The following is a 22,279-nucleotide window of genomic DNA, read 5'->3' on the forward strand; positions in this document are numbered from 1 at the left end:
TCTGTCGCCTGCGAGGTGGTAAATTTAATATCAAGCTTATCGCCCCGCCTTTTTACGTTCTTGTGATATTTTTATCCAACTTATGCAGGCGCAAAGCTCGCACATAGGCGGTTGCAGGTTTAAATTTGCGTGCAAACCGCTTTGGTATATTTTTTAACGTTAGTTTAATGCTAAATTTATATAATTTAAGTCTAGTTATATTTTAAGAGACGATTAAGAATGAAATGCGCTAAACTTGGAGGCGGATAGAGTATGCAAGATTACGAATTATTGGATGTTTTGTCCAATAAAAGGGTTCTTTGCCTAGAGGATGAGCCTGGGATTTTAAAAAATATAACCGAATCGCTACAGCTGTTTTTCGGCGAAGTAGTGGGGGTTAAGGACGGGCTGGAGGCGCTTGATGAGGCGATGAGCGGTTCGTACGACGCACTGGTTTTTGATATCGGCGTGCCGCATATGGACGGGCTAGAGGTCGTTAAAAAGATCCGCGCTGCCGGCATCTCAGTGCCGATCGTGATACTTTCGAGCCACACCGAGCAGGAGTATCTGTGGCGGGCGGTGGAGCTTAAGATCACTAGGTATCTGCCTAAGCCGTACGACAAAAACGCCTTTATAAAGGCGCTGCAAGACGTCGCTGCGGAGCTGATAAATCACGCGCCGATATTTAGCATAAGCAGTGAGTTGAAGTATGATTTTGCCAAAAAGATCATCTACGTCAAAGACAGCGCCTGTCATCTTTCCAAAAGCGAGAGCAAGCTTTTGGAGTACTTCTTAGCGCGCAAAAATCAAACCGTAACCTACGAGCAGCTATTCGACTATATGTGGGAGTTCGAGCAGCCCAGCAAGGAGGCGATCAAGGCGATCGTCAAAGAGCTACGCCGCAAGATAGGCAAGGACGTGATCAAAAATTTATATGCGGTGGGGTATCTCTTTGAAGTATAAATTTAAATTTATCGTAGCGCTTTTCGTGCTGCTATATATCGTAATTACGGCTTTGGTTTTTAACTTCTACCGCGAGCTTGCGCTAAAGGACACGAGGCGCGAGGCGTTTTATATCCTAGATACGATGAATGCGGTGCGCGATTACGTCTCGACCGTGCAGCGCCCGCTAATAAACGAACTTAAGGAAAAAAAGCTTCTAAGCGAGGATTTTTTCGATCCGAGGCTGATGTCCTCGACCTACATAACGCGCGAAATTTATAAAATTCAGCTCGCCAAAGAAAACATCAACTACGACTACAAGCTCGTCGCCACCGATCCGCTCAATCCCGAGCATGAGGGAAGCGAGTTTGAGAATGAAATTTTAGAGGGCTTTAAAGAAAACAGATACAAAGAATATTCCAGAATCGTCTACGATAAAGGTGGCGCTTCGTATCTTTTGAGCTTGCCGATAACAAACTCTCAGCCTTCGTGCACCGAATGCCACAGCATCAACGCAGCGCCTAAAAAGATGCAAGAGCTCTACGGAGACGTGGGGAATTTTAAAGGCAGTCTAGGCGATACGATCGCGATGATAAGCTTTAAAATTCCGATAAAAAGCATTCTGCTCTATCACACCAAAGAGTTTGTCGTTAGCGGCCTAAGCTTGCTTGTGGTATTTTTGATCTGTATATTTTGTATCTATAAAATTCACAAAAAAAACGCGACTTTAAAGATGCAAACTCAGCTTTTACTGATAAATCAAAGCCGCCTCGCGCTAATGGGCGAGATGATCGGCAATATCTCGCACCAGTGGCGCCAGCCGTTATCGCAAATCAGCTCCACGCTCATAAATTTAGAGCTTTACAACGAGCGGGGCAAGCTCTCAAAAGAGAGGCTCGAAGGCGGCATTAGGGACGCGGGCGAGCAGGTAAAATTTATGAGCGATACGATCGAGGATTTTAAAAATTTCTTCAATCCGAATATGCCCAAGAGGGAATTTAGCGCCGGCGAAGCGATCGAGCAGGCGCGTAAAATTTTAAACGCCTCGCTTAAAAAACACGTCATCGATATAAGCGTGCGGATAGAGGAAAATTTCACCCTTTACGGCAACGTAAACGAGCTCATCCAGGTGCTAATAAACATCATAAACAACGCAAAGGAAGCGTTTTTGGACGTGCCGCTTAAACGGCGCGAGATTAAAATTCGCTCGTTTTTAAAGCAGGGCGAGCGAGTAATCACGATCGAAAATAACGCAAGCCGCATCGACGAAGCGCGGCTAGATAAAATTTTTGAGCCGCACTTTACGACAAAACAGCAGGGCAGCGGGCTCGGGCTATACATGAGTAAGATGATAATCGAAAAAAACAGAGGGAGCATAAGCGCTGCAAATTCCGACGAAGGCGCGATATTTACGATCGCTTTTCGTTAAATTTAGACTTCATTAAATTTCTCCCTTTTTCACCCTTTTTTGTTGATATTATTTCGAGCGTAGAACTTTGCTAATTTAAAATTTCGATTTTCAAAGGAGGAGCCATGAAAAAATGGAATAAGATGCTACTCGGCGCGCTAGCCTGTATTAGCATTTTTGCCGCAGGAGCCTGTGCTGATGAAGGCATGGGGCATGAGATGGAAATGTCGCAAAAATCGCGCGACGTCATCGCAAATCCTAAGGGCACGTTGCAAAGCAGAGGCGTCATATCCTTGCAGGACTACGTCGTAGAAGAGCGAGAGATGTATGACTGGCTATTTAAAAATCACCCGATTTTTACCAAATACGGCGGTAAGACGGTCGGTAAGATGGATGTACACGACCGAGGTTTGGAGTGGCTTGCGGAAGGGCATGGATTTGACTTTTCAAAGGCTAGCAAAAGAGACGACGGCAAGGGTTATAGCTCTATGATGTATAGAATCCCTGCGGGCTCTTCTTTGCAATTTCCGAATAAATTCATAGGTCCTGAAAAATGCGGCGAGTGCCACCCCGCGCAGTATGAGACATGGAGCAGATCGCGCCACGCCACTACTATCCGCTTCCCGGGCGAGCATCCGGAGGTTAATAATAACCTAACCGATCCTGTATTTAGTCCGGATACCGCGTCGATCCTTCCAAAAGGTATTACCCCTGACGTAATTTATGCGACTGTGGGGCATCTAAGGACAAAATTCGGCTACGTAGATGCATGGCTTCTACGCGGAACCTATCACGTAGAGGGCGGTTTGCTACGAGATGGTACCGGTCAGATCGTAGCCGGCGGTAACCAATTCCAAAGGACTTGGGCGTTAAATTTAGACGATGAGACGGTCAAAAAGATTAAAAAGATTGTTCCGGAATTCCCAGGCACACTTGAGGAATACGGCGATAACGGCGGTTACGTAAGAGGTCTTGCGTCGTATGCTGCGAAATATAAAAAATCGATGTTTTTCCAAGCAAACAGCTCGTATTGCGAAGTCTGCCACCCATTCAAATTCGATTTTAAAACTAAAAAAGAATTCTATGCTGCTTTGGGTAACGCAAAAGAGCTTCAAAAGCACACTATCTCCAAGGGTATCACCTGTGAAGAGTGCCATGGAGCGGGCGGTCACCTTGACGGCGCTACAAATTTTAGAACCTCAAACTGCGAACGCTGCCACCAAAGATTTAACTATAGCCCTGATTTAGCTCGTGCTAATCCGATAAACAACGGAAATCCAGATCTATCTCTTAGCTCTAAATTTAAATCTATGGGTCCAGGCTGCGGCTCTGAAGGCTCTCAATCATACTTTACCGCTCACTACGAGAAGGGTATGCGCTGCGTAACCTGCCACGATCCGCACGATAACACCGGACCGGTAGTTGGCGATAAAACCGTCAAGGGCGTAAATTATAACTCCGAGCAGGGCTATTTGAGCGCGTTTTATACAAAGCCTAAGATCACAAAAGAGTGCAAAGATTGCCACCAAGAGCAAGCCTACATCGCTGCAAGAGCCGATACGCATAAAGACAACACCTGCGCATCTTGCCACATGCCGTTTATGATGAGCTGCGAGAACTTCTACGCTATTCAGTTCCAAGACAACGCGGGATTTGATACTCAAAGAAGATCGCACATCTGGAAGATCGACATCGATCCTGCTAGAAAATCTCTAGTCGCAGGCGATGCCGCTAAAGGTCCAAGAGATGCGAAAGATTGGCACTTCCAAAGAAATAAAGATGGACGAAATTTCGTCGATCTTATGTGGTCGTGCGCACGAACCTCGTGGGCGGATAAAGATATGCAAGATACCAAAGGCTGCCATAGCCCTGTCGTTTCCGAGCTAAAAGAGACACTTCACTTCAAGAACCAAAAGCAGGTTTACGATGAGGTTATGGGCTGGCAAACTCCGATTAAGAGCGACTTCTCGCAAGTTAAGATCGGTATTCAAGGAATTTACTCTATCCTTGAGACTAAAAAGCTTAACTCCAGCGACAAAACTCGCGTTTACGAGCTGATCGAAAAAGCTCAAGACACCGTCGATCTTATCGAAAAAGACGGCTCATGGGGAATGCATGGCTTTAAATATACTAAGCAAAGGCTAGAGGCCGCTAAAGAGTATATCAAAGAGGCTCAAAGAATTCTAAATAATAATTTATAATTCTTTCGGGGTCGCGTAAGTTCGCGGCCCCGAAATTTAAAAGGCAAATGTATGCAAAAAAGACTAAAAATTTTCTTGCCTATCGTTTTGGCAAGCTGCGCGTTGGGCGCGAATTTAACTACGCAAGAACAAAAAGAATCTTATAGCATCGGAGCTTCTACCGGAAGCTATGTTTCAAACCAGCTGCATTCACAAGCCGCGTTAGGTGTCAAATACGACTTAGATGCGGTGATAGAGGGGTTTTTGGACGCTCTTAAAAAGCAGCAGAAACTAAAAGATGAGGAAATTATTGCGCTTTTGAATCAAAGAGCCGATAAACTAAATAAGATCGTAGAAACAAATTCCAAAGCGGAGCTTGATAAAAATTTAAAAGCAGGCAAGGAATTTATGGCGAAAAATGCCAAAAATCCGGACGTTAAAACCACAAAATCCGGTCTTCAATATGAAATTCTAAAGCTAGGTATGGGCGAAAAGCCAAAGCCCGAGAGCGTAGTAGTGATGAACTACAAGGCGTATTTGACGAACGGTAGCGTATTTGACGATACTTTCGCATCTAAAATTCCGGCGCATCTTTCTATGATAGGCTTAATCGACGGATTACGCGAGGGATTGCTTTTGATGAATACGGGCTCGAAATATAAATTTACAATCCCTAGTAATTTAGCCTACGGCAACGTGGACGTAGATAGAATTCCTGCGGGTTCTGTGGTGATTTTTGAAGCCGAACTACTAAAAGTTTTAAAGCCCGGTGAGCTTGCCGATGCGGCGAAAAAGCTTAGCGAGAGCGAGGCTAAAAGCTTTCACGACGCGAACAAAACAAAGTAGTTTTGCTTAAATTTAGTCGGAGGAGAATATGCAAAAGCAAAGAAGAAATTTTATAAAATCCGCCGCACTCGGCTCTTTAGGGCTTGGCGCAATCACCTCAAGCTTACTCGCGCAAAACAGCGCGGATAAAAGCGCGCAAGACGCAAACGCAAGCAGCAAAAAGCAAGAGCCGAAAAAGCCGCACTACGGCATGATATTCGATCAGAACAAATGCGTGGGCTGCACAGACTGCGAGATAGCCTGTAAAAAGGTAAATTCGGTTCCGAAGGGCCAAATGAGGCTTTTTATCCAGGATAAAACCGATCCGCTAAATTTGAAAGAAAAGCGCTATGTTAGAGTATCTTGTCAGCAGTGCGAGGACGCGCCGTGCGTAAAAGTTTGCCCGACGAAAGCCTGCCACAAGGACGAAAAAACCGGCATCACGACGATGAACACCGACGACTGCATCGCCTGTAAATACTGCATCGTCGCCTGTCCTTACGACGTGCGCTTTATAAATCACGAAACAAGAGCCGCAGAGAGCTGCAACTTCTGCTTGGATACGAATTTAAAAGACGGCCACGAGCCTGCCTGCATCGAGGCGTGCAGATACGAGGCGATCGTATTCGGCGATCTAAACGACGAAGAATCGCACATCAGCAAGCTGCTTCGCGTAAAAGATAGCCTGCGAATGCATCCTGAGTGCGGCACGAAGCCGAGCCTGCGCTATATTCCTGCGGTAAAACTGGGGGTGTGATATGAACGGAGCTATAAATTTCACTGCGACCTTCTCGCACGGCGTGGAGTGGGGCTGGCCGATCGCGGTCTATCTTTTGCTAGCAGGTATGAGCGGCGGCGCTTTAGTAGTCGCGATCCTCGTCAAATTTTATAAAAAACAGACCGAAAGCACGCCGCTATTTAAGGCTGCGTCGCTGCTATCTTTCGTTACGATTTTACTCGGTATGGTTTGCTTAGTAGCCGATCTTGAGCGACCGCTTCTTTTTTGGAAAATTTTGATCAATTATAACTTTACTTCGGTTATGTCCGTGGGCGTGGCGGCGCTTTGCGTCTATATCCCGCTTACCTTTGTAGCCTGCCTTTATGCGTTTGAAGTTGATCTTGGCGGATTTTTATCGCGCAGACTTACTTTTTTAAAAGGGCTTTTCACGCTCGTAATGAAAATTTTAAACGCGCTTCGCCCGCTACTTCTTGCGCTTACGCTTGTTTTTGCGGTCGCGATCTGCACTTACACGGGATTTTTGATCTCGGTGCTCGTGCGCTTTCCTTTGCTAAATACCGCCGTTTTACCTGCGCTTTTTGTGGCATCTGGACTATCTGCCGGCATCGCAGGCTCTAGCCTCATAGCCGCGCTTTTCTTTAAAGCAGACCCGCACGGCGGCGATCTAAAAATTCTACACGCAGTCGAGTGGCCGGTTTTAGCGATGGAAATTTTATTAATCGGTATGATTTTCGTCTCGCTAGTAACGGGCAGCGACGTGCAAAAAGCCGCGAGCGTCGCCTTCAGCGAGGGAATTTACGCGCGTCTTTTTTGGCTAGGCGTCGTAGGCGTTGGTTTTTGCGTACCGCTCGTTTTAAATTTCGCACTGGGCAAAAAGATCGCTCACACCGCATTTGCGTTCTACGTTAGCGCGCTTGCCAGCGTGGTCGGAGTATTACTTCTTAGAATGTTTATACTATACGCAGGACAAACTTACGATATAATAATGTAAAACTGCGGAGGGTTAATGAGCGCGTTAAAAATATTAAAATTTTTCATCTCTTACAAGTTCGCGCTCTGCCTCCTTTTTATCCTAGCCGCAGGTGCCGGCGTCGCAACCTTTTTAGAGAGCATTTACGATACGCAAACTGCTAAAATTTTAGTCTATGAGGCGCGCTGGTACGAGTGCGTCATGGGTGCTGCGACGCTTAGCCTGCTCGGCATAATCATAAAATCTAAAATGTGGCGCCGCTTCGGCTCCTTCGTTCTGCATGCGGCATTTATCGTTATCTTTATCGGCGCGGCGCTGACGCGCTATTTCGGCACAGAGGGCGTGCTGCACGTAAGGGCAGGCGAGAGCGAAAACGAGATGGTGAGCGTCAAGCCATACTTGCAAATCCGTACGCAAGACGCGCTGTTTGAGCATCCGCTAAATTTAAGCCAGATCGGCGATAACGATTTTAGCTTCACGCAAAGTATAAATTCTAAAAGCTTCACCGTCAAATTTAGCTCCTACAAACCCGCGCCCAAAGGCGAGCAGGGCACGCTTGCGGTAAAAGCGAGCTTTGAGGGCGGAAGCGAGCAAGAGGCGGAGCTGCGCGGCGGCGCGGGTTGGCTCGGGGAACCTAAAATTTTAAACTTTGACGGCGAGGAAATAATGCTAAGCTGGGGCTCGAAGCTCATAGAGCTTCCGTTTGCGGTAAAGCTTTTGAAATTTAAGCTCGAGCGCTATCCCGGCTCGCAAAGTCCGTCATCTTACGCTAGCGACGTTGAAATTTTAAAAGAGGGCAAGAGCGCGGGAGAGCATGAAATTTATATGAACCACCCGCTAAGCTTTGACGGCTTTAAGCTCTTTCAATCCTCCTACGACACGGACGAGCTAGGCACGGTGCTAGAGCTTAACCGCGATCCGGGTAAAATCCCCACTTATTTCGGCTATTTCTTGCTTTGCGTCGGATTTATCGGCAATCTTTTTACCGCGGGCAGCAGGTTTAAAAAGCTAGCTAAATTTATCAAAAACAACGCGCCCGCTGCGCTGCTTCTAATAGCGCCGTTTTTTTTCAGCATTGAGCTTCGCGCCGCGGATGAAAACTATCTAGCAAACCTTAAAGCCAACTCGCGCGTTCATGCAAACGGCGCGTTCGCGGAGCTTTTGGTGCAAGATTACATGGGTAGGATCAAGCCGCTTAGCACCGAAGCAAGCGAGATCGTAAATAAAATTTCGGGCACGGAGGGGCTTTACGGCTTAAGCGCCGAACAGATGATCCTAGGAATGAGCCTAAATCCCGCGTTCTGGCGCGATCAAAAGATCATCAAGATCAAAAACGACGAGATCAAAAAGATGCTGGGCTTAGCGCCGCAGGAGCGATATGCGAGCTTTAATTCGGTATTTGATGAAAACGGCAACTACAAGCTCGCCCACGCCCTGGACGAAGCGAATGAAAAAAGCGCCTCGCGCCGCGGCGTGCTCGATAACGAGCTGATTAAATTCGACGAGCGGCTAAATATCGCGTATCTGACCTTTAGAGGGGTGTTTTTTAAATTTATCCCCGTGCCGAACGACCCGCAAAACACCTGGCTCTCGCCGAACGACGCCTTTGCGGATTATAGTATTGCTCCGCAGATCAAAGGCGTGCTAAACGACTATCTAAACGGCTTGCAAGATGGAATTTCGGATAATGATTGGGCTAAAGCGGATGCAGCACTTGCGGAGCTGAAAAACTACCAAAGAGCCACCTCGGCGGCTATTCTTCCAAGCGTTAGCCGCGTCAAAGCCGAGGTGTTTTACAACAAAGCTTCGGTTTTCAAAAAGCTCGTTTATTGCTATATAATCCTAGGAGGCATAGCTCTTGTTTTGGCGCTTTTCGGCGCACTTTGCGGCAAGCGCTTTGTGCCCGCGCAAAAAATTTCATTTGCAGCCTTTGCAATATGTTTTACGGCACATACCCTCGCGCTCGCGCTGCGCTGGTACGTAGCGGCTCACGCGCCGTGGAGCGATAGCTATGAGTCGATGATCTACATCGGTTGGTCGGCGGCGCTTGCAGGGATCATATTTTTTAGAAAGTCCCTACTTACGCTAAGCGCAAGCTGCTTGCTGGCTAGCATCGTGATGCTAGTAGCGCATATGAGCTTCGTAAATCCGCAGATTACTAACCTCGTGCCGGTGCTAAAGTCCTATTGGCTTAGCATCCACGTCTCGGTTATTACGGCTAGCTATGGATTTTTAGGGCTTAGCTGCCTGCTTGGGCTTTTGGCTCTTGTTTTGATGGCGCTTAAAAACGGCGCCAATCGCGAGCGGCTCAATGCGCAGATCAGATATATAACGGCGATCAACGAGATCAGCCTCATCGTGGGGCTTTCGATGCTGACGCTCGGAAATTTCTTCGGCGGCGTGTGGGCGAATGAGAGCTGGGGGCGATACTGGGGCTGGGATAGCAAAGAGACCTGGTCGTATGTCTCGATCATCGTCTATGCGATCGTGCTGCATCTAAAATTTATCCCGAAACTCGGCTCGATCTATGTTTATTGCGTGAGCTCGATGCTTGCGTATAGCTCGATCATAATGACCTATTTCGGCGTAAATTTCTACCTCACCGGCATGCACTCTTATGCCGCGGGAGATGCGCCGCAGATACCCGCGCCGTTTTATTGTATAATAGCGGCGATAATTTTAATAATCGCTCTTGCCTTCAGGGGCAGGGACGTAAAAACGATATAAAGGAGTAAATTTGAAAAAATTTCTAATAGCGTTAGCCTTGGCGGCAGCGGCAAATGCGGGCTTTATCAGCGAGGGCATTCAAGCGCAGCAAAGCGGCGATCATAAAAAACTCGCAGAAATTTACGAGCGAGCGTGCGGTTTGGAAAATAAAGCTTCGGGATGCTATAATCTAGCCGTTTTATATTTTGAGGGCACCGGCAACGTAGAGAAAAATTTCGAAAAAGCGATCAGTCTCTACGAGAAGGCGTGCAGCGCTAAATTTGCGCTTGCGTGCAACAATCTAGGCTATATCTACGAAAGCGGCAACGGCGCGGATCAAAATTTCACCAAAGCCGCGGCTTATTACGAAAAAGCCTGCAAAGATAACGAAGGCTGCACATCGCTTGGGCTTTTGTACGCAAACGGCGCCGGGCTCGCTAAAGACGTAGCCAAGGCCGCTAGCCTTTATGAAAAAGCTTGCACCTATGGCGATATGATGGGCTGCAACAACCTGGGCTATCTGTATCTGAAGGGCGAAGGCGTACAGCAAAGCTTCGCAAAGGCTAAAATTTTTTACGAAAAGGCTTGCGGTGGCGACATCGGCATCGGCTGCAACAATCTGGGCTATCTATACGCCTTCGGGCAGGGGGTGGACCAGGATTATAAGCAAGCAAAGCAGCAGTATGAAAAGGCGTGCAGCCTCGGCCACTTCGACGGCTGTAATAACCTAGCCATAATGTACGCCGAGGGCAAGGGTGTGAAGTCCGATAACGCCAAAGCAAAAGAGTTTTTCAAAAAAAGCTGTGACGGCGGCATCAAGATGGGATGCGAGAATTTGGAATTTTTAAATTCGATTAGTAAGTAGATTTAAAACATCAAATTTTTAAGGAGATAGTATGATTTTACGTTCGTTTTTGGCTTCGGCTGCGCTTGTTGCGCTCGTTTGCGGCGCCTCCATGGATGGGGCCAATAAACCGGCAAATCCTATGTTTCAAAGCGTGGATCCTAGCAAGGCTACGCTTGTAGGAAGCGGCGAGGGCAAAGAATACTGCGCCGTTTGCGGAATGAATTTGGTTAAATTTTATAAAACTAATCACGTTTGGAACGGCAAGCAAGTAGCTTCTCTGCACTGTTTGTACGAGATTACGGGCGGCAAAATTCCAAGCGATGCACAGGTAGTAGATACGAAAAATCTAAATTTGATCGATGTAAATAAAGCCTTTTACGTCGTGGGTAGCAAGGTCAAAGGCACGATGACGCGCAATAGCAAATACGCCTTTTCAACCGAAGCCGACGCGAAAGAATTCCAAGCCGAAAACGGCGGCGAGATAGTGAACTTTGCCAAGGCCTACGAGATTGCGGGGCAGGATTTCGAGGGCGATAATAAGATGATTAAAGCCAAGCGCGAGGGCGGCGTTTACGCGCACGGTAAAGAATTTTACGAAACAAACTGCGCTAAAACGGACGCCAAAAGCTTCAAAGCCATCTCCGAGCTCAAAGCTCATCTCAAAAAGACTTGCGACGCAAAGGGCGCTAGCAAAGCCCCTGAATACGACAAACACCTACAAGCCGCAGCGCTATATTTGTGGGACGCGCCGGCAAATTTAGGCAGCAGCGGTAAAGATGCAAAGGCGAAAAAGGCTGAAAAGATCGTCGTGCCTGAGGGCGCTAAATGCCCGGTCTGCGGCATGCTAGTGGGCAAAAACCCTAACTGGGCGGCGATGATAGAGATTCAAGGCGGCGAGAATTTGTATTTTGACGGCGTGAAAGATATGATGAAATACTACTTCCAAAAGGGCAAGAGCTTTGATAAAATTTACGTAACCGACTACTACAAGCTACACAAGATCGATGCTAAAAGCGCCTTTTTCGTGCTCGGCTCCAACGTCTTAGGACCGATGGGCGACGAGCTCATTCCGTTTGATAGCGAGAGCGCGGCTAAGACCTTCGCCAAAGATCATGGCGGCAAGAGCGTACTTAAATTTGATGAAATTCAAGAGAGCGTAATAGAAGGGCTATGAGGCTCATTTGCGCTTTAATGATCTTTTTTGCCGCCCTTTACGCGCTCATCGCGGTGCATTATGTAAGCTTTGATCGCGCAAAGGGCGAGCAGTGTCTGCAAAAGCTCGCGCGCGAGATAAAGGATGTGCGGCTCTCAAGCAGCTTTAAAAGTAAAGCTTACGCGGAGTTCGTCTATGATAAGTAAAAACTTCATCGACTACTCCGTAACTCTGCTACGAAAGGACAGAGCCGATCACGCTTTTAGCTTCGCGATATTTGCATTTATCGTTTTTATTTTAAGCTCGGTGCTTTTCATCTCGGGCTCCATTCAAAACGATCTTGAAAAGGTCATCAAGCTCAGACCCGACATCGTCGTAGAGGCTCTGCGCGCCGGCAAACGCGACCTGATGCACGACGGCTATATCTACGACATCTCTAAGATCGCGGGCGTCAGCGAAGTGCAGGGCGCCGTGGACGGGATGTATTACTTCGCTCAAAAGCGCGTTTGGTTTCATATCGTAGGCGACGAAAGCCTGAGCGAAAACGAAATGATCGTAGGCGAGGGGGTAAAAGCGGCGATGGGCGAGTGGTACTATGAGGACGAGTTTCACTTCTTAACCGAACAGCGCCTAATCGCGATTAAGATTAATAAAATTTCGCCGCACGAAAGCAGCATCGTCTCAAACGACGTGATCTATCTAAATCCCGCCACCGCGCGCGAGGTGCTAAGCCTGAAGGAGGGCGAATACACGAAGCTCTACGTAAGCGTGCCCAACCCCAACGAAGTAAGCGAAGTAGCGCTTAAGATCGTAAATTTATACCCCAACACGGAAGTCCTTAGTGCCGAGGACGCGGTAGCCGAAGTAAGGCATCTGTATTATTACAAGGGCGGAATTTTTATGGTGCTTTACGCCGTGGCGATGATCTCATTTTTCATCTTACTGAAAAATCAAATTTCGCTCGCATACGGCGAGAAGAAAAAGGAGATCGCGATCTTGCGTAGCATCGGCTTTTGTATAAAAGACATCATCGCGATGAAATTTATTCAAAATTTCATCGTCTCGCTAAGCGCTTATCTGCTCGGCGTCGCGGGCGCTTATGCTTATGTTTTTATCCTGGATGCGCCGCTTTTGCGCGATATATTCTTAGGCGGCGAGCTGCGAAATTTCATCACCTTCACGCCCGCGATAAATTTCAATATGCTCTTTTTGATCTTCGTCTTTAGCGTGATCCCGTTTTTGGCGTTCGTCATCATCCCATCCTGGCGCATCGCTATAGGCGATATGAGCGAGGCGGTCAAATGAGCAAGATAGAGATCAAGCAGCTTTTTAAAATTTACAACGAGGGCAGGGCGAATGAATTTCGCGCTTTGAAAAATATAAGCCTAAGCGTCGAAGAGGGGCAGATCGTAATCTTAAAAGGGGTCAGCGGCAGCGGCAAAAGCACGCTTCTATCCATCATAGGCGCGCTTTCTAAGCCGAGTAGCGGCGAGGTTTTGGTGGACGGTGCAAACGTCTCCAAGCTCGCCGATATCGAAAGCTCCGCGTATCGCCACAAAAAAATCGGTTTTATCTTTCAGTCTTTCAACCTGCTTGAGGCGCTTAGCGTCTATAAAAACGTCCTTGCGCCGCTTAGCCTCGAGCGGCTGAGCAGAGATGAGCTTGACGCGCGCATAGATGAAGCGATGCAGATCGCTAATATCGCTCATAAAAAAGATCAGATCGTCTCCAGCCTTAGCGGCGGCGAGAAGCAGCGCTGCGCTATCGCTAGGGCGCTCGTGATGAGGCCGCAGATCATCTTGGCCGACGAGCCGACGGCAAATTTAGACAAACAAAACTCGCTCGGTTTTATCGAGATGCTCTCAAAGCTTAAAGAGCTTAAAAAAACCGTTTTGATCGCGACGCACGACATACTCTTCGACGAGCTGGATTTCGTGGATCGATACGTGTTTTTAAAAGATGGAGAAATTTCAGCATGAGCGTATTTTTGTCGGGCAGCGTGATCGCGTTTTTGGCCGTGGAGCTGATCGTAATAGCGCTGATGGCGATCTCGCAGTTTCACATCGTGCGGATCATGCGCTACTGGGACTTTAACGCCACCTCAAATTTACAATACGCCCTGGAGAAAAGAAACTATCTCATCAACACCATTTTGTTCTTCACGATAGCGTGCAAGATCATTTTGTTTATATTTTTCGCGCTCTGCTTAAACGAGCTCTCCTCGGTCGTGCCCGGCGCGATGTGTTCCGCGGGCGTCGTGGGCTCGAACCGCTACGGCAACATCCTACTGCTTTTAAAAATTTTACTGATCTTCGGCTTTGGGCTCTGGCTTATTTTAAACAGCCTCGATCTTAAAGCGGGCAAATTTCCCTACCTCAAGCGCAAATACCTGATCTTTACCATCCTTTTTGCAGGCGTCCTAGCGGAGTTTATTTTAGAAATTCTATTTTTTATCAATATCCCGTTGCGCGTGCCTGTGTTTTGCTGCTCGGTCGTATTTCGCGCGCCGAAGCTTCCGTTCGGCTACACGCAGGCGCTTTTGGCGACCTTTTTCTACGCGATATTAGGCGCCATTTTGATCTTAAATTTCTTAAAGCAGTCGATGGCGAGCTTTGCTCTGAATTTGCTCTTTTTGTTCGTCGCATACTACGCGATCACCTATTTTTTCGGGCTTTACGTTTACGAGCAGCCTAATCACAAATGCCCGTACTGCATGCTTTTGAAGGATTACTACTTCGTCGGCTACGCGATCTGGGGCTCGCTGTTTTTGGGCATATTTTTCGGCATCGTGCCGTTTTTAACGGAGCTCATCACCAAGCGCGCCTACACCCACCTGCTTAAATACTCCTCGTTCTGGCTCATTCTAAACGCGCTCATCTGCAGCGCCTACGTCGTCAAATACTACTTCGTGCGGGGCGCGTTGCTATGATTAAGAAAATTTTTGCCGCGGTTTTGCTCGCCTGCGTGATGGGGCTGCTCATATCGTCGATGGATATAGCCGAATCCAAAATTTCTGTGCGCCACGGCAACACGGATAAGCAGCCGCTGCAGATTGAATTCGGCAAATACCTATGCCACGAGAGCGGCACGGTGATAAACGATCTGTACAACACCGCTCAGGCCGTTATGCCAAACGGCGATACATATTTTTTCAACGACATCGCAAACGTCTTTATGTGGCTGATGCGGCAAAAAAACAAGGACGAGATCGTGGTGTGGGTCTATTCGCAAGATACCGAAAGATACATCATCGCTAAGGACGCCTGGTACTCGCGCGTCGAGATCACGCCGATGGGATATGGCTTTGGCGCATATGAGTTTCACAACTACGGCAGGAGCGACTACTACTACGACGAGATCGTGCTGTGCGCCGCTCGCGGCGAAACGCTGCTAAATCCGCTCATCAACATTCTGCTTTCGGAAAATAAAATTTAGCCTCGCAGCGGATCGGAAAATGAAATTTAGTCCCGCGATGGATCGGAAATAAAATTTAACCCTACGGCGGATATGAAATAAAATTTAGCCGTGCGGCAGGTAGAAATAAAATTTAACTCCGCAGCGGGCGCGACTTGTCGCAGATACGGCCCGCCGCTTAAATTTTATTCGCGTGCAGCTTGAATTTTATTCGCGCCCGCACCTTTAAATTTAGCCTGCTCTCGCCACTTTCATTAGATTTAACCTGTATCCCCGCCTGGGCTCGCGCCCATTCGTATTTATTGAAATTTAGCCCGCATTCGCTCATAAGCTAGCCTAAAATTCAGCCCGTATCGGCTTACTATTGTTAAATTTACCCGTCTATGTCCAAACTCTCACTCGTCCGCTCTTATGGAATTTAGCTCGCATTGTCTGCTCGCATCGGCTTGCTCGTTAAATTTGATCCGTCCGCACCGCCTGTTCGCTACCCCATCAATATCGCTTGCTCGTTTGCCGCTTCGTCCGCGTTAAAATTCCAGACCGCACTCGCTCGTTAATTTTATACGGCTTTCGGCGTGAGGCGCGAAAATTATCGCCTTTAAAATGCGAAATTCACACCCCCTACGCCGTCTTGCCATAGAATTAAAAAATGTCTAATTCGATCCAAATTAAAACGCTTGGCTCAAAATTCGGTGCCACTGAAATTCATCGTTACCTTTCTACTAAAATTCCAGTCTAAATCTTAGTCCTATGCCGTTAGATTTAATATCGCTTCCATATGCTCCGACGTAGGAGAGCTTAAGCGTAGCACGGCTTGAAAGAGACGCCTCGATTCCTGCTTCGGCAGTCGTTAGGTTTTGTAACTTCTCACCTTTTAGCTGCGTACCACCTAGCCCGTTTACGTATAAATAAGCCTGCGGCTGCTTATCCGAAAAGAAGCGATTATATGCCACGTCTGCACTTGCTCTTAAACCTACTCCGCCGATTCTAAACGGAACGCTAGGTTTTATACCAATGCTTACGGCTTGTAAATTTCGCGTTTTGTTTTCAATGCGAATCAAAGAGTTGCTGACGTTATCTATTTTCGTGCGAGTATGCGAAACACCAGCGTAGGGTTCTACACTAAAGCTGTCCGCGTTGCTAAAACCCATATAAGAAACCTGTGCGAATGCACTTAAACTAGAGGCATTTGAGCCTACATATTCGTAAGCTATAGGCGAAACCGATGAGATTAGCTTTCTATCTCGATCATATTTTGAATATATCGCACCGAAGCTAAATTTAACGGGTTCAAAACCGATGTCGGAATAAATTCCGCTATGAAAATCCTTGCTTTTGACCTCCTTGGTGCCGCTTATTTTATCGTCCGTACGCCCTGCGCCTACAAATACACCGACGCTTGAACTATCGCCGATTAAAGAGTCAATACCGATTAAATTTACGAATGAATCGGAATGCAATTTGCCAATACCGGTATCTTTATCAGATTTAATTCGATTTGTGCCCGAAAAGATCCAAAATCTAGTGTCTTTATCAATATTTACAGCATTCGCGCCACCTCGGTTTTTAACGATGCTTGCCATCATTATGGAATTTATCGCGGAATTATTTGCCGCAGCAAATTCAGCATCATTTGCGAACGCGCTATAATACTCTCGCGCTTGAGCATGGTTTGAGCCTAAAATTTGCGTATAAATTCCGCTGCCGCGATTGGCGACGAGTAGATCTGCGAACGCTCTTTGCGAAGAGCTTAATGCGAAATCTTGCATACTCGTTCCACTTTGGATCGAAAGGCGTAAATTTGAGCCACTCGCCTCTTCTTTGCTCGTTTTGAAAAACGCATAGCTATCCTGAGTGCTCGCTAAATTTGCACCGCTAAATGTGCCCGTGGCGGTTAAAATTTTCTTAGAGCCGGGGTTGTCGACGAGGTTTTGAAGATCGCTAGTGTTAACTTGCCCTGCTCTTAGTAATGAGCCTTGCTTAAAGCTCAAATTTAAATTATTCACGCCATCATTTACTACGAATGCACCACCGCTATTGATTGTTGCTTTTACGGTGGTTGCATCGCTTGCCTTGCTCACGCTTCGCCAGCCGTTCCTTTCAGGTATCCTATATACTGCAGAGTGCAAAATTTCAAGTTCGCCGCCATTTTGTACATCGATATGTTTACTTTTACCGATTGATTGATTGAGCGCCGAAATTTTGCCACCATAGATAGTGGTAACCCCGGTGAAAGTGTTGTCGCCCGTAAGTGTTAAGGTGCCGCTGCCTCTTTTGATAAGCGCACCCTCATAGCCCTGTGCGGCCCGCTCGGCTCTCGCCTTCTCTCTTGCGGTCTCAAAAGTAAGCTCAGCTTTTTCCTCTGGGCTTAAATTTTGTTTTGAAGCAAGGATGGCTTTTCTTGCTGCCCAAACGGCTGCTTCGTTTTGATCCTCGATTTTTCTAAATTTGATAGCTTTATCAGATATATCGTTGCTCCATATATCGTCTTGATCCATAGTAATGTCGAAATTTCCTAAAAATTGCCCAGGACCAAACATTGCTTTGCCAAGGTCTAAGATACCCCAGCCCCAGACTTTGCTTGGTACGCCGAGCCCGTCACTGCCCCAGCGCTCCAAGGGTTGCCCTTCGTGACCTGCCCTAAGCGTCGTTTGTCTTGCGGTAGTAAGCATCGTATCGCGGACCTGTGCCGCATTCATATATGGGTAGCGCTGAAATATGACACCTAACGCACCGCTTACGTGTGGAGCCGCCATAGAGGTACCACCCCAGCTAGCGTATGAAGCCTTTTTAGTTTTTAGATTTACGGTGGAGGAGTAAATATCTGCAGCGGGTGCGGCGATCGTCCACCATTTGGAATTTCCTGCGAGATTAAATCTCTGTGCATCACTTACTTCGCCGTTTGCGTTACTGCCGTTAGGATAGCCCCAAGTACCATTTTGTCCCGTGACATTTACCCAGTATTTTTCTGCATCAGGCCTAAAATACGGCAGGGCTGCACGAGTAAAAGACTCCGCCATAAGGCTTCTATTTCCCGCCGTAAAAACCTGAATGACCTGCCTTTCGACCGCTACTTCGTATGCAGCGTCTATGAAGCTTTTCTCGCCTTTAGTAACAAACTGATAGTAAGCTTTTTTGGCTGCGTTTAAGTCTTTTAGATACATATGATCTTTAGCGTTGTTAGTTTCAGTAACACTGATAGTATCTCTGATGTTCGTATTGTATTCGTTTATATGCCTTAAGCCGGAGGATGGTTTATAGCCCGTAGCGCCCGAGTAGGCGGAATTTACCTTTCTATTTGACCCCCAACTATTGTTGATTACCCTAACGCCTGCATCGGCAAGCGCGTTGTAACCTTTTAGAAAAAAATTGTAATCCTGATTCGGTCCGTAAGTCATACCATCGTTGCCGCCTGTATTTGCGGAGTATAAATTCGACTTATACGCTACGCCGTGCATTCCGTTACCGTCCCTGCTTGCAGCCATAGTACCACTCACATGCGTGCCGTGGCTATCATTTACGCCTGCTTGCCACGAGCCATCGATGTCGAATTTTTCACCCTTTTTAAACTCACCCTTATTTGTCTCGTCGTATTCACTGCTTGAACCTGCCTTAAAGGGTGAATTGCCATATTTAGTATCGGGATATCTCATTCCGTCTTTATCGTATACGCCACTGCTTTTTACAATATTTATCCTTCCGCCTCCAAATTCTGGGTGGCTAAGCAGTACGCCCGAGTCCATAACGCCGATTTTTACGCCACTACCGTCAAAGCCTAGCGCATAAGCCGTAGAAGCATTCATTGAGGTTAAACCCCAATCTTTTTTATATTCGTCACTCTCCCAACTACTCGTATTACCGAGCATTCCCGTTTCGGTATAGGCGCCTAGACAAGTACCCGACAGCAGCAAACATGCCGCTATGGATAGCGTAGGTAGGTTTAAGCGCTCTTTGCAGTGCAAATTTGTAAATTTCGATGTTAGATCGTAATTCATAGATATCCTTTCGTAAAAAATTTATTTAATTATACATTGCTTAAAATTAAATATTAATTATTATAAATAAGAAATTTCAATTACAAATTTTAGATAATACCAGAAGGAATGAGCTTGCGTAAGTTAAACTTTTTATATATTACGGCATATAAAACAAATGCTCAACAAATAAATTTATATCAATACGGGCGCCGAAATTTTAAGCTATAATGGCGCTAAATTCCACATCAAAGGAGCAAAAATGAGCGAAATTTTAGATCAGACGCTGGAGTGCGCGAAAGAAATTTTAGGCGCCCAGGCGCTGGATCTTAAGATCCAGCGCGCGGTCGTGGGGCTGTTTTTTAGCGGCGTGAAGCTGCAAGGAGGCGCGTGCGGGCTTAGCTATACGCCGCTAAAGTCCCTATCGGGCGCCGTTTGCTGCCCCTCGCAAGCAAGCGCGATGCCCGATTCGGGCAATATCGCAGGCAAGAGCGTGCGCTATCTGCTGCGCGATCTGGGCTCCGCCGCGCCGCTTAAAAAGACGCTCGCGCTCGCCGCGCTAAATGCGCTTGGAAGGGCGTGTTTCGATAAAATCCGCGCGGATTACGACGTGAAATTCGGCGCCGATCCCTTTGAGCAGCTGCAGATCGAGCGCGGCAGCTTTAGCGTCGTCGTGGGCGCGCTGGTGCCCTACATCAAGACGCTGATGAAAAATGGCGCGGATTTTAAAATTTTAGAGCTTGATAAAAGCACGCTCAAGCAGGCCGAGCTACCGTTTTACCTGCCCGCAAGCGAGGCCGCAAGCGTCGTGCCGCGCGCCGACAATGTGATAATCACGGCTACGACGCTCATCAACGACACGCTGCAGGGACTTTTGCGACTGAAAAAAAGCGGCGCCAAGCTCGTGCTCGTGGGGCCCACCACGCCGCTACTGCCGCAGGCGCTGTTTGAGCGCGGCGTGGACTTTGCGGGCGGCACGCTCGTGCGGGATGCCGACGCGGTACTCGATATCATCGCGCAGGCAGGCTCTGGGTATCATTTTTTGGGTAAATTTGCCGATAAAATCACGATTTGCAAGGGTTAGGGCGCGGATTGAAATTTTGAAATTCTGCGCGCAAGCGGCTTTGCCGCGAATTTTTATAGATCTACGCGAACGTTTTAAGAAGTCTTTTTTAAAAAACGATGTAAAATGTCCGCTTTAGAAATGAGAGGAGCTATAGATGAATAGCAAAAGACGAAATGCGATGAAATTTAGCTTGGCGTGCGCAGCTTCGCTACTTTGCGTCGGTACCGCCTCGTTTGGGGCGAGCTTAAATTCGAAGGAGAAAAATATGCAAAAGTGCGTCTATATCGTGCACGGCTACGACGCTTCGCCTAAAAGCCATTGGTTTGCCTGGCTCAAAGGCGAGATCGAAAAATCGGGCGCGAGGGCGGAAATTTTAGCGATGCCCACGCCTGCGCACCCAAGGCTTGATGAGTGGCTGAAGACATTGCGAGAAAGCATAAAATTTGAAGGCGAAGTCTATCTGGTCGGACACAGCCTCGGCTGCCCTACGATCTTAAATTTCTTACAAAGCAGTGCCGCAAGCGGCGCAGTAGAGGGGATCGTGCTAGTCTCGGGGCTTGCAAAGCCGCTTAGCGATCCGCAATTTAAAATTTTAGACGAGTTTATGGATAAGGGCTTTGATTTTGGGCGCATAAAAGCCGCCGCAAAACAGCGTGCGGTGGTTGCTGCGAAGGACGATTATATCGTGCCGTTTAGCTTTAGCCGCGAGCTAGCGGGGCAGATGGACGCTAAGTTTTACGAAGTGGAGAAGGGCGGGCATTTTTTAGACAGGGATGGCTTTACCAAGTTTGATCTAGTCTATGAAATTTTAGAAAAAATGATGAAGCTAAAGGGCTAGATTTGGGGCAAACGCGCCCGCCCATTTGGTTTTTGCTTTCGCATTTGCCGCTCACGCTTTTCTATGCTAAAGCTCGGATTTGCTTTGTAGCTAAGATAAGGGTCTAGTCTTTAGCTCAAAGTTCGCTGCCCGCATAAATAAATAGATAAGCCCGCGGCGTAATCGTCGTTTGCGAGGCAAAGTTCTGCGCCGTTTTAAAATTTTGTAAACGCCGCAGCGGCAATAGGCGCGTATCGTGCGAGTGCTAAAGCGCAGTGTGTATGGTGGCTAGTAAGAATTTCATCCGTTTGCAAAATTTTGTCCGCGGCGAAATTTCATACTCGGCTCGCGCGGGCTAAATCCGTGCTCAAGCCCGCGCCGCGTAGAAGATAAAATTTAGAGCCCGCGGCGGAGCTTTTGCGACGATGAAATTTTAAAATTTTAAAGCAAGCGGGATGATGAAATTTCAAATCTCGCTTGGCCCGCGCGGGCTAAATCCGTGCCTAAGCCCGTGCTGCGCGAGAGATAAAATTTAGTGGGCGCGAAAGGCGCATAGGCTTAGCTTTTCTTTTCGTTAAACATATACGAGGTCACGAAAACGATCAGACAAACGGGCGCAAACGCAAACGCAAACGCCGCGCTCCAGCCGGCGGCACGCTCGCCCCAAAAATACCCCGCCACGAGGCATGCCAAAAACCCACCGTAAAAAGCGCCGAGCGATAAATTTTCTACCGCAAAAAGCAGTAAACTGAGATTTGGATTTTTAACAAAAAGCTTGCTTAGCTTAAAGTTTTTATACCTTTTGAACAAATACCAAAGCAGCGCACAAGCCAAAATCGCAAATATTGCGACAAAAACGGCAATCCTTAGCGCACCCTCAAAAGGCAAAACCGCCAAAATCAAAGACGTCACCCACCAATCAAGCAAGAAAACCATCGGCACCGCCAGCAAATACCTCGCCGCCCTGTGAAATTTATACCTTTGCTCCGCGTCCATCGGTCTTAAGTCCCATAAATTTTTTAATGAAATTCATCTTAGAGAATTTAGCGCCTCTCTATATCCCTACCGCCCAAATAATATTCTTCCAGCGGATAATTTAAATTCCCGCAGTTATCAAATTTAAAACCTTTTCCGATACCAAATACGGCATTTTTTCTCTCTTTATAGTATTGCTTCACGATAATAAAATTTTCTCTCGTATCGTACAGATACTCCGAATGGTTAAATTGCATATAATTGCCGTTAAATATAGCAAATTT

19 protein-coding genes and 1 pseudogene are annotated in these 22,279 nt (G+C 47.2%); 16 read left to right on the forward strand and 4 right to left on the reverse strand.

Annotated features, from left to right (window positions below; all coding sequences use genetic code 11):
* Positions 1 to 252: 252 nt before the first annotated feature.
* From Q0257_RS12285 to Q0257_RS12350, 14 genes are all read left to right on the forward strand, one after another.
* On the forward strand, positions 253 to 942 hold the full coding sequence (locus tag Q0257_RS12285; protein WP_291940170.1) for a response regulator transcription factor: 690 nt from the start codon (positions 253 to 255) through the stop codon (positions 940 to 942).
* Positions 932 to 2,350, forward strand: coding sequence for a DUF3365 domain-containing protein (locus tag Q0257_RS12290; protein WP_298025181.1), 1,419 nt, complete (start codon positions 932 to 934; stop codon positions 2,348 to 2,350). The genes Q0257_RS12285 and Q0257_RS12290 overlap by 11 nt, the downstream gene beginning before the upstream one ends.
* Positions 2,351 to 2,454: 104 nt before the next feature.
* Entirely contained in the window at positions 2,455 to 4,530 is a 2,076-nt protein-coding gene (locus Q0257_RS12295) for a cytochrome C (RefSeq protein ID WP_298025184.1), read from the forward strand.
* 51 nt (positions 4,531 to 4,581) lie between these two features.
* Complete coding sequence (locus Q0257_RS12300) at positions 4,582 to 5,355, forward strand: FKBP-type peptidyl-prolyl cis-trans isomerase N-terminal domain-containing protein (RefSeq protein ID WP_005870892.1); 774 nt, start codon at positions 4,582 to 4,584, stop codon at positions 5,353 to 5,355.
* 28 nt (positions 5,356 to 5,383) lie between these two features.
* Positions 5,384 to 6,091, forward strand: coding sequence for a 4Fe-4S dicluster domain-containing protein (locus Q0257_RS12305; protein WP_298025186.1), 708 nt, complete (start codon positions 5,384 to 5,386; stop codon positions 6,089 to 6,091).
* A 1-nt stretch (position 6,092) separates the two neighbouring features.
* Positions 6,093 to 7,064: an NrfD/PsrC family molybdoenzyme membrane anchor subunit gene (nrfD, locus tag Q0257_RS12310; protein ID WP_298025189.1), complete on the forward strand. Its 972-nt coding sequence runs from the start codon at positions 6,093 to 6,095 to the stop codon at positions 7,062 to 7,064.
* Positions 7,065 to 7,079: 15 nt separating this feature from the next.
* On the forward strand, positions 7,080 to 9,770 hold the full coding sequence (gene ccsA / locus Q0257_RS12315; protein WP_298025192.1) for a cytochrome c biogenesis protein CcsA: 2,691 nt from the start codon (positions 7,080 to 7,082) through the stop codon (positions 9,768 to 9,770).
* A gap of 10 nt (positions 9,771 to 9,780) precedes the next feature.
* Positions 9,781 to 10,614, forward strand: a complete 834-nt coding sequence (locus tag Q0257_RS12320; RefSeq protein WP_298025195.1) for a tetratricopeptide repeat protein — start codon at positions 9,781 to 9,783, stop codon at positions 10,612 to 10,614.
* Positions 10,615 to 10,645: 31 nt separating this feature from the next.
* Positions 10,646 to 11,770 (forward strand): nitrous oxide reductase accessory protein NosL, encoded by a 1,125-nt coding sequence (locus Q0257_RS12325; protein WP_298025197.1) that lies wholly within the window; start codon positions 10,646 to 10,648, stop codon positions 11,768 to 11,770.
* The gene (locus Q0257_RS12330) at positions 11,767 to 11,955 is read left to right on the forward strand and encodes a hypothetical protein (protein WP_295098450.1); all 189 of its coding nucleotides are present in this window, start codon (positions 11,767 to 11,769) and stop codon (positions 11,953 to 11,955) included. Before Q0257_RS12325 ends, Q0257_RS12330 begins: the two co-directional genes overlap by 4 nt.
* Positions 11,945 to 13,054, forward strand: coding sequence for an FtsX-like permease family protein (locus tag Q0257_RS12335; RefSeq protein WP_298025199.1), 1,110 nt, complete (start codon positions 11,945 to 11,947; stop codon positions 13,052 to 13,054). Before Q0257_RS12330 ends, Q0257_RS12335 begins: the two co-directional genes overlap by 11 nt.
* Entirely contained in the window at positions 13,051 to 13,728 is a 678-nt protein-coding gene (locus Q0257_RS12340; RefSeq protein WP_298025202.1) for an ABC transporter ATP-binding protein, read from the forward strand. Before Q0257_RS12335 ends, Q0257_RS12340 begins: the two co-directional genes overlap by 4 nt.
* Positions 13,725 to 14,678 (forward strand): hypothetical protein, encoded by a 954-nt coding sequence (locus Q0257_RS12345; RefSeq protein WP_298025205.1) that lies wholly within the window; start codon positions 13,725 to 13,727, stop codon positions 14,676 to 14,678. Before Q0257_RS12340 ends, Q0257_RS12345 begins: the two co-directional genes overlap by 4 nt.
* Positions 14,675 to 15,184, forward strand: coding sequence for a hypothetical protein (locus tag Q0257_RS12350; protein ID WP_297989635.1), 510 nt, complete (start codon positions 14,675 to 14,677; stop codon positions 15,182 to 15,184). The genes Q0257_RS12345 and Q0257_RS12350 overlap by 4 nt, the downstream gene beginning before the upstream one ends.
* Before the next feature lie 157 nt (positions 15,185 to 15,341).
* On the opposite strand, the gene Q0257_RS12355 is transcribed toward Q0257_RS12350, so the two are convergent.
* Both Q0257_RS12355 and Q0257_RS12360 read right to left on the reverse strand, forming a co-directional pair.
* Positions 15,342 to 15,491 (reverse strand): hypothetical protein, encoded by a 150-nt coding sequence (locus Q0257_RS12355; protein WP_298025208.1) that lies wholly within the window; start codon positions 15,489 to 15,491, stop codon positions 15,342 to 15,344.
* A 394-nt stretch (positions 15,492 to 15,885) separates the two neighbouring features.
* Positions 15,886 to 19,158 (reverse strand): S8 family serine peptidase, encoded by a 3,273-nt coding sequence (locus Q0257_RS12360; RefSeq protein ID WP_298025211.1) that lies wholly within the window; start codon positions 19,156 to 19,158, stop codon positions 15,886 to 15,888.
* A 241-nt stretch (positions 19,159 to 19,399) separates the two neighbouring features.
* Between Q0257_RS12360 and Q0257_RS12365 the strand changes: the two genes are divergently transcribed.
* Together Q0257_RS12365 and Q0257_RS12370 are read left to right on the forward strand one after the other, a co-directional pair.
* The gene (locus Q0257_RS12365) at positions 19,400 to 20,221 is read left to right on the forward strand and encodes a DUF364 domain-containing protein (protein WP_298025214.1); all 822 of its coding nucleotides are present in this window, start codon (positions 19,400 to 19,402) and stop codon (positions 20,219 to 20,221) included.
* A 136-nt stretch (positions 20,222 to 20,357) separates the two neighbouring features.
* Positions 20,358 to 21,041 carry an alpha/beta hydrolase gene (locus Q0257_RS12370; protein ID WP_298025216.1) on the forward strand — a complete coding sequence of 228 codons (684 nt, stop codon included), beginning with the start codon at positions 20,358 to 20,360 and terminating at the stop codon, positions 21,039 to 21,041.
* A 537-nt stretch (positions 21,042 to 21,578) separates the two neighbouring features.
* On the opposite strand, the gene Q0257_RS12375 is transcribed toward Q0257_RS12370, so the two are convergent.
* Entirely contained in the window at positions 21,579 to 22,016 is a 438-nt protein-coding gene (locus Q0257_RS12375; protein WP_298025218.1) for a hypothetical protein, read from the reverse strand.
* 47 nt (positions 22,017 to 22,063) lie between these two features.
* A pseudogene (locus Q0257_RS12380) lies at positions 22,064 to 22,279 on the reverse strand (hypothetical protein); the annotation flags it as partial.

The organism is uncultured Campylobacter sp. (assembly GCF_938018035.1).
Classification (GTDB): domain Bacteria; phylum Campylobacterota; class Campylobacteria; order Campylobacterales; family Campylobacteraceae; genus Campylobacter_B.

Coding starts and splice junctions, on each gene's coding strand:
- nrfD (WP_298025189.1), top strand. CDS start 6,093: ATGAACGGAGCTATAAATTTCACTGCGACCTTCTCGCACGGCGTGGAG.
- Q0257_RS12375 (WP_298025218.1), bottom strand. CDS start 22,016: ATGGACGCGGAGCAAAGGTATAAATTTCACAGGGCGGCGAGGTATTTG.
- Q0257_RS12325 (WP_298025197.1), top strand. CDS start 10,646: ATGATTTTACGTTCGTTTTTGGCTTCGGCTGCGCTTGTTGCGCTCGTT.
- Q0257_RS12340 (WP_298025202.1), top strand. CDS start 13,051: ATGAGCAAGATAGAGATCAAGCAGCTTTTTAAAATTTACAACGAGGGC.
- Q0257_RS12335 (WP_298025199.1), top strand. CDS start 11,945: ATGATAAGTAAAAACTTCATCGACTACTCCGTAACTCTGCTACGAAAG.
- Q0257_RS12300 (WP_005870892.1), top strand. CDS start 4,582: ATGCAAAAAAGACTAAAAATTTTCTTGCCTATCGTTTTGGCAAGCTGC.
- Q0257_RS12345 (WP_298025205.1), top strand. CDS start 13,725: ATGAGCGTATTTTTGTCGGGCAGCGTGATCGCGTTTTTGGCCGTGGAG.
- Q0257_RS12355 (WP_298025208.1), bottom strand. CDS start 15,491: ATGAGCGAATGCGGGCTAAATTTCAATAAATACGAATGGGCGCGAGCC.
- Q0257_RS12330 (WP_295098450.1), top strand. CDS start 11,767: ATGAGGCTCATTTGCGCTTTAATGATCTTTTTTGCCGCCCTTTACGCG.
- Q0257_RS12365 (WP_298025214.1), top strand. CDS start 19,400: ATGAGCGAAATTTTAGATCAGACGCTGGAGTGCGCGAAAGAAATTTTA.
- Q0257_RS12285 (WP_291940170.1), top strand. CDS start 253: ATGCAAGATTACGAATTATTGGATGTTTTGTCCAATAAAAGGGTTCTT.
- Q0257_RS12305 (WP_298025186.1), top strand. CDS start 5,384: ATGCAAAAGCAAAGAAGAAATTTTATAAAATCCGCCGCACTCGGCTCT.
- Q0257_RS12295 (WP_298025184.1), top strand. CDS start 2,455: ATGAAAAAATGGAATAAGATGCTACTCGGCGCGCTAGCCTGTATTAGC.
- Q0257_RS12350 (WP_297989635.1), top strand. CDS start 14,675: ATGATTAAGAAAATTTTTGCCGCGGTTTTGCTCGCCTGCGTGATGGGG.
- Q0257_RS12360 (WP_298025211.1), bottom strand. CDS start 19,158: ATGAATTACGATCTAACATCGAAATTTACAAATTTGCACTGCAAAGAG.
- Q0257_RS12370 (WP_298025216.1), top strand. CDS start 20,358: ATGAATAGCAAAAGACGAAATGCGATGAAATTTAGCTTGGCGTGCGCA.
- ccsA (WP_298025192.1), top strand. CDS start 7,080: ATGAGCGCGTTAAAAATATTAAAATTTTTCATCTCTTACAAGTTCGCG.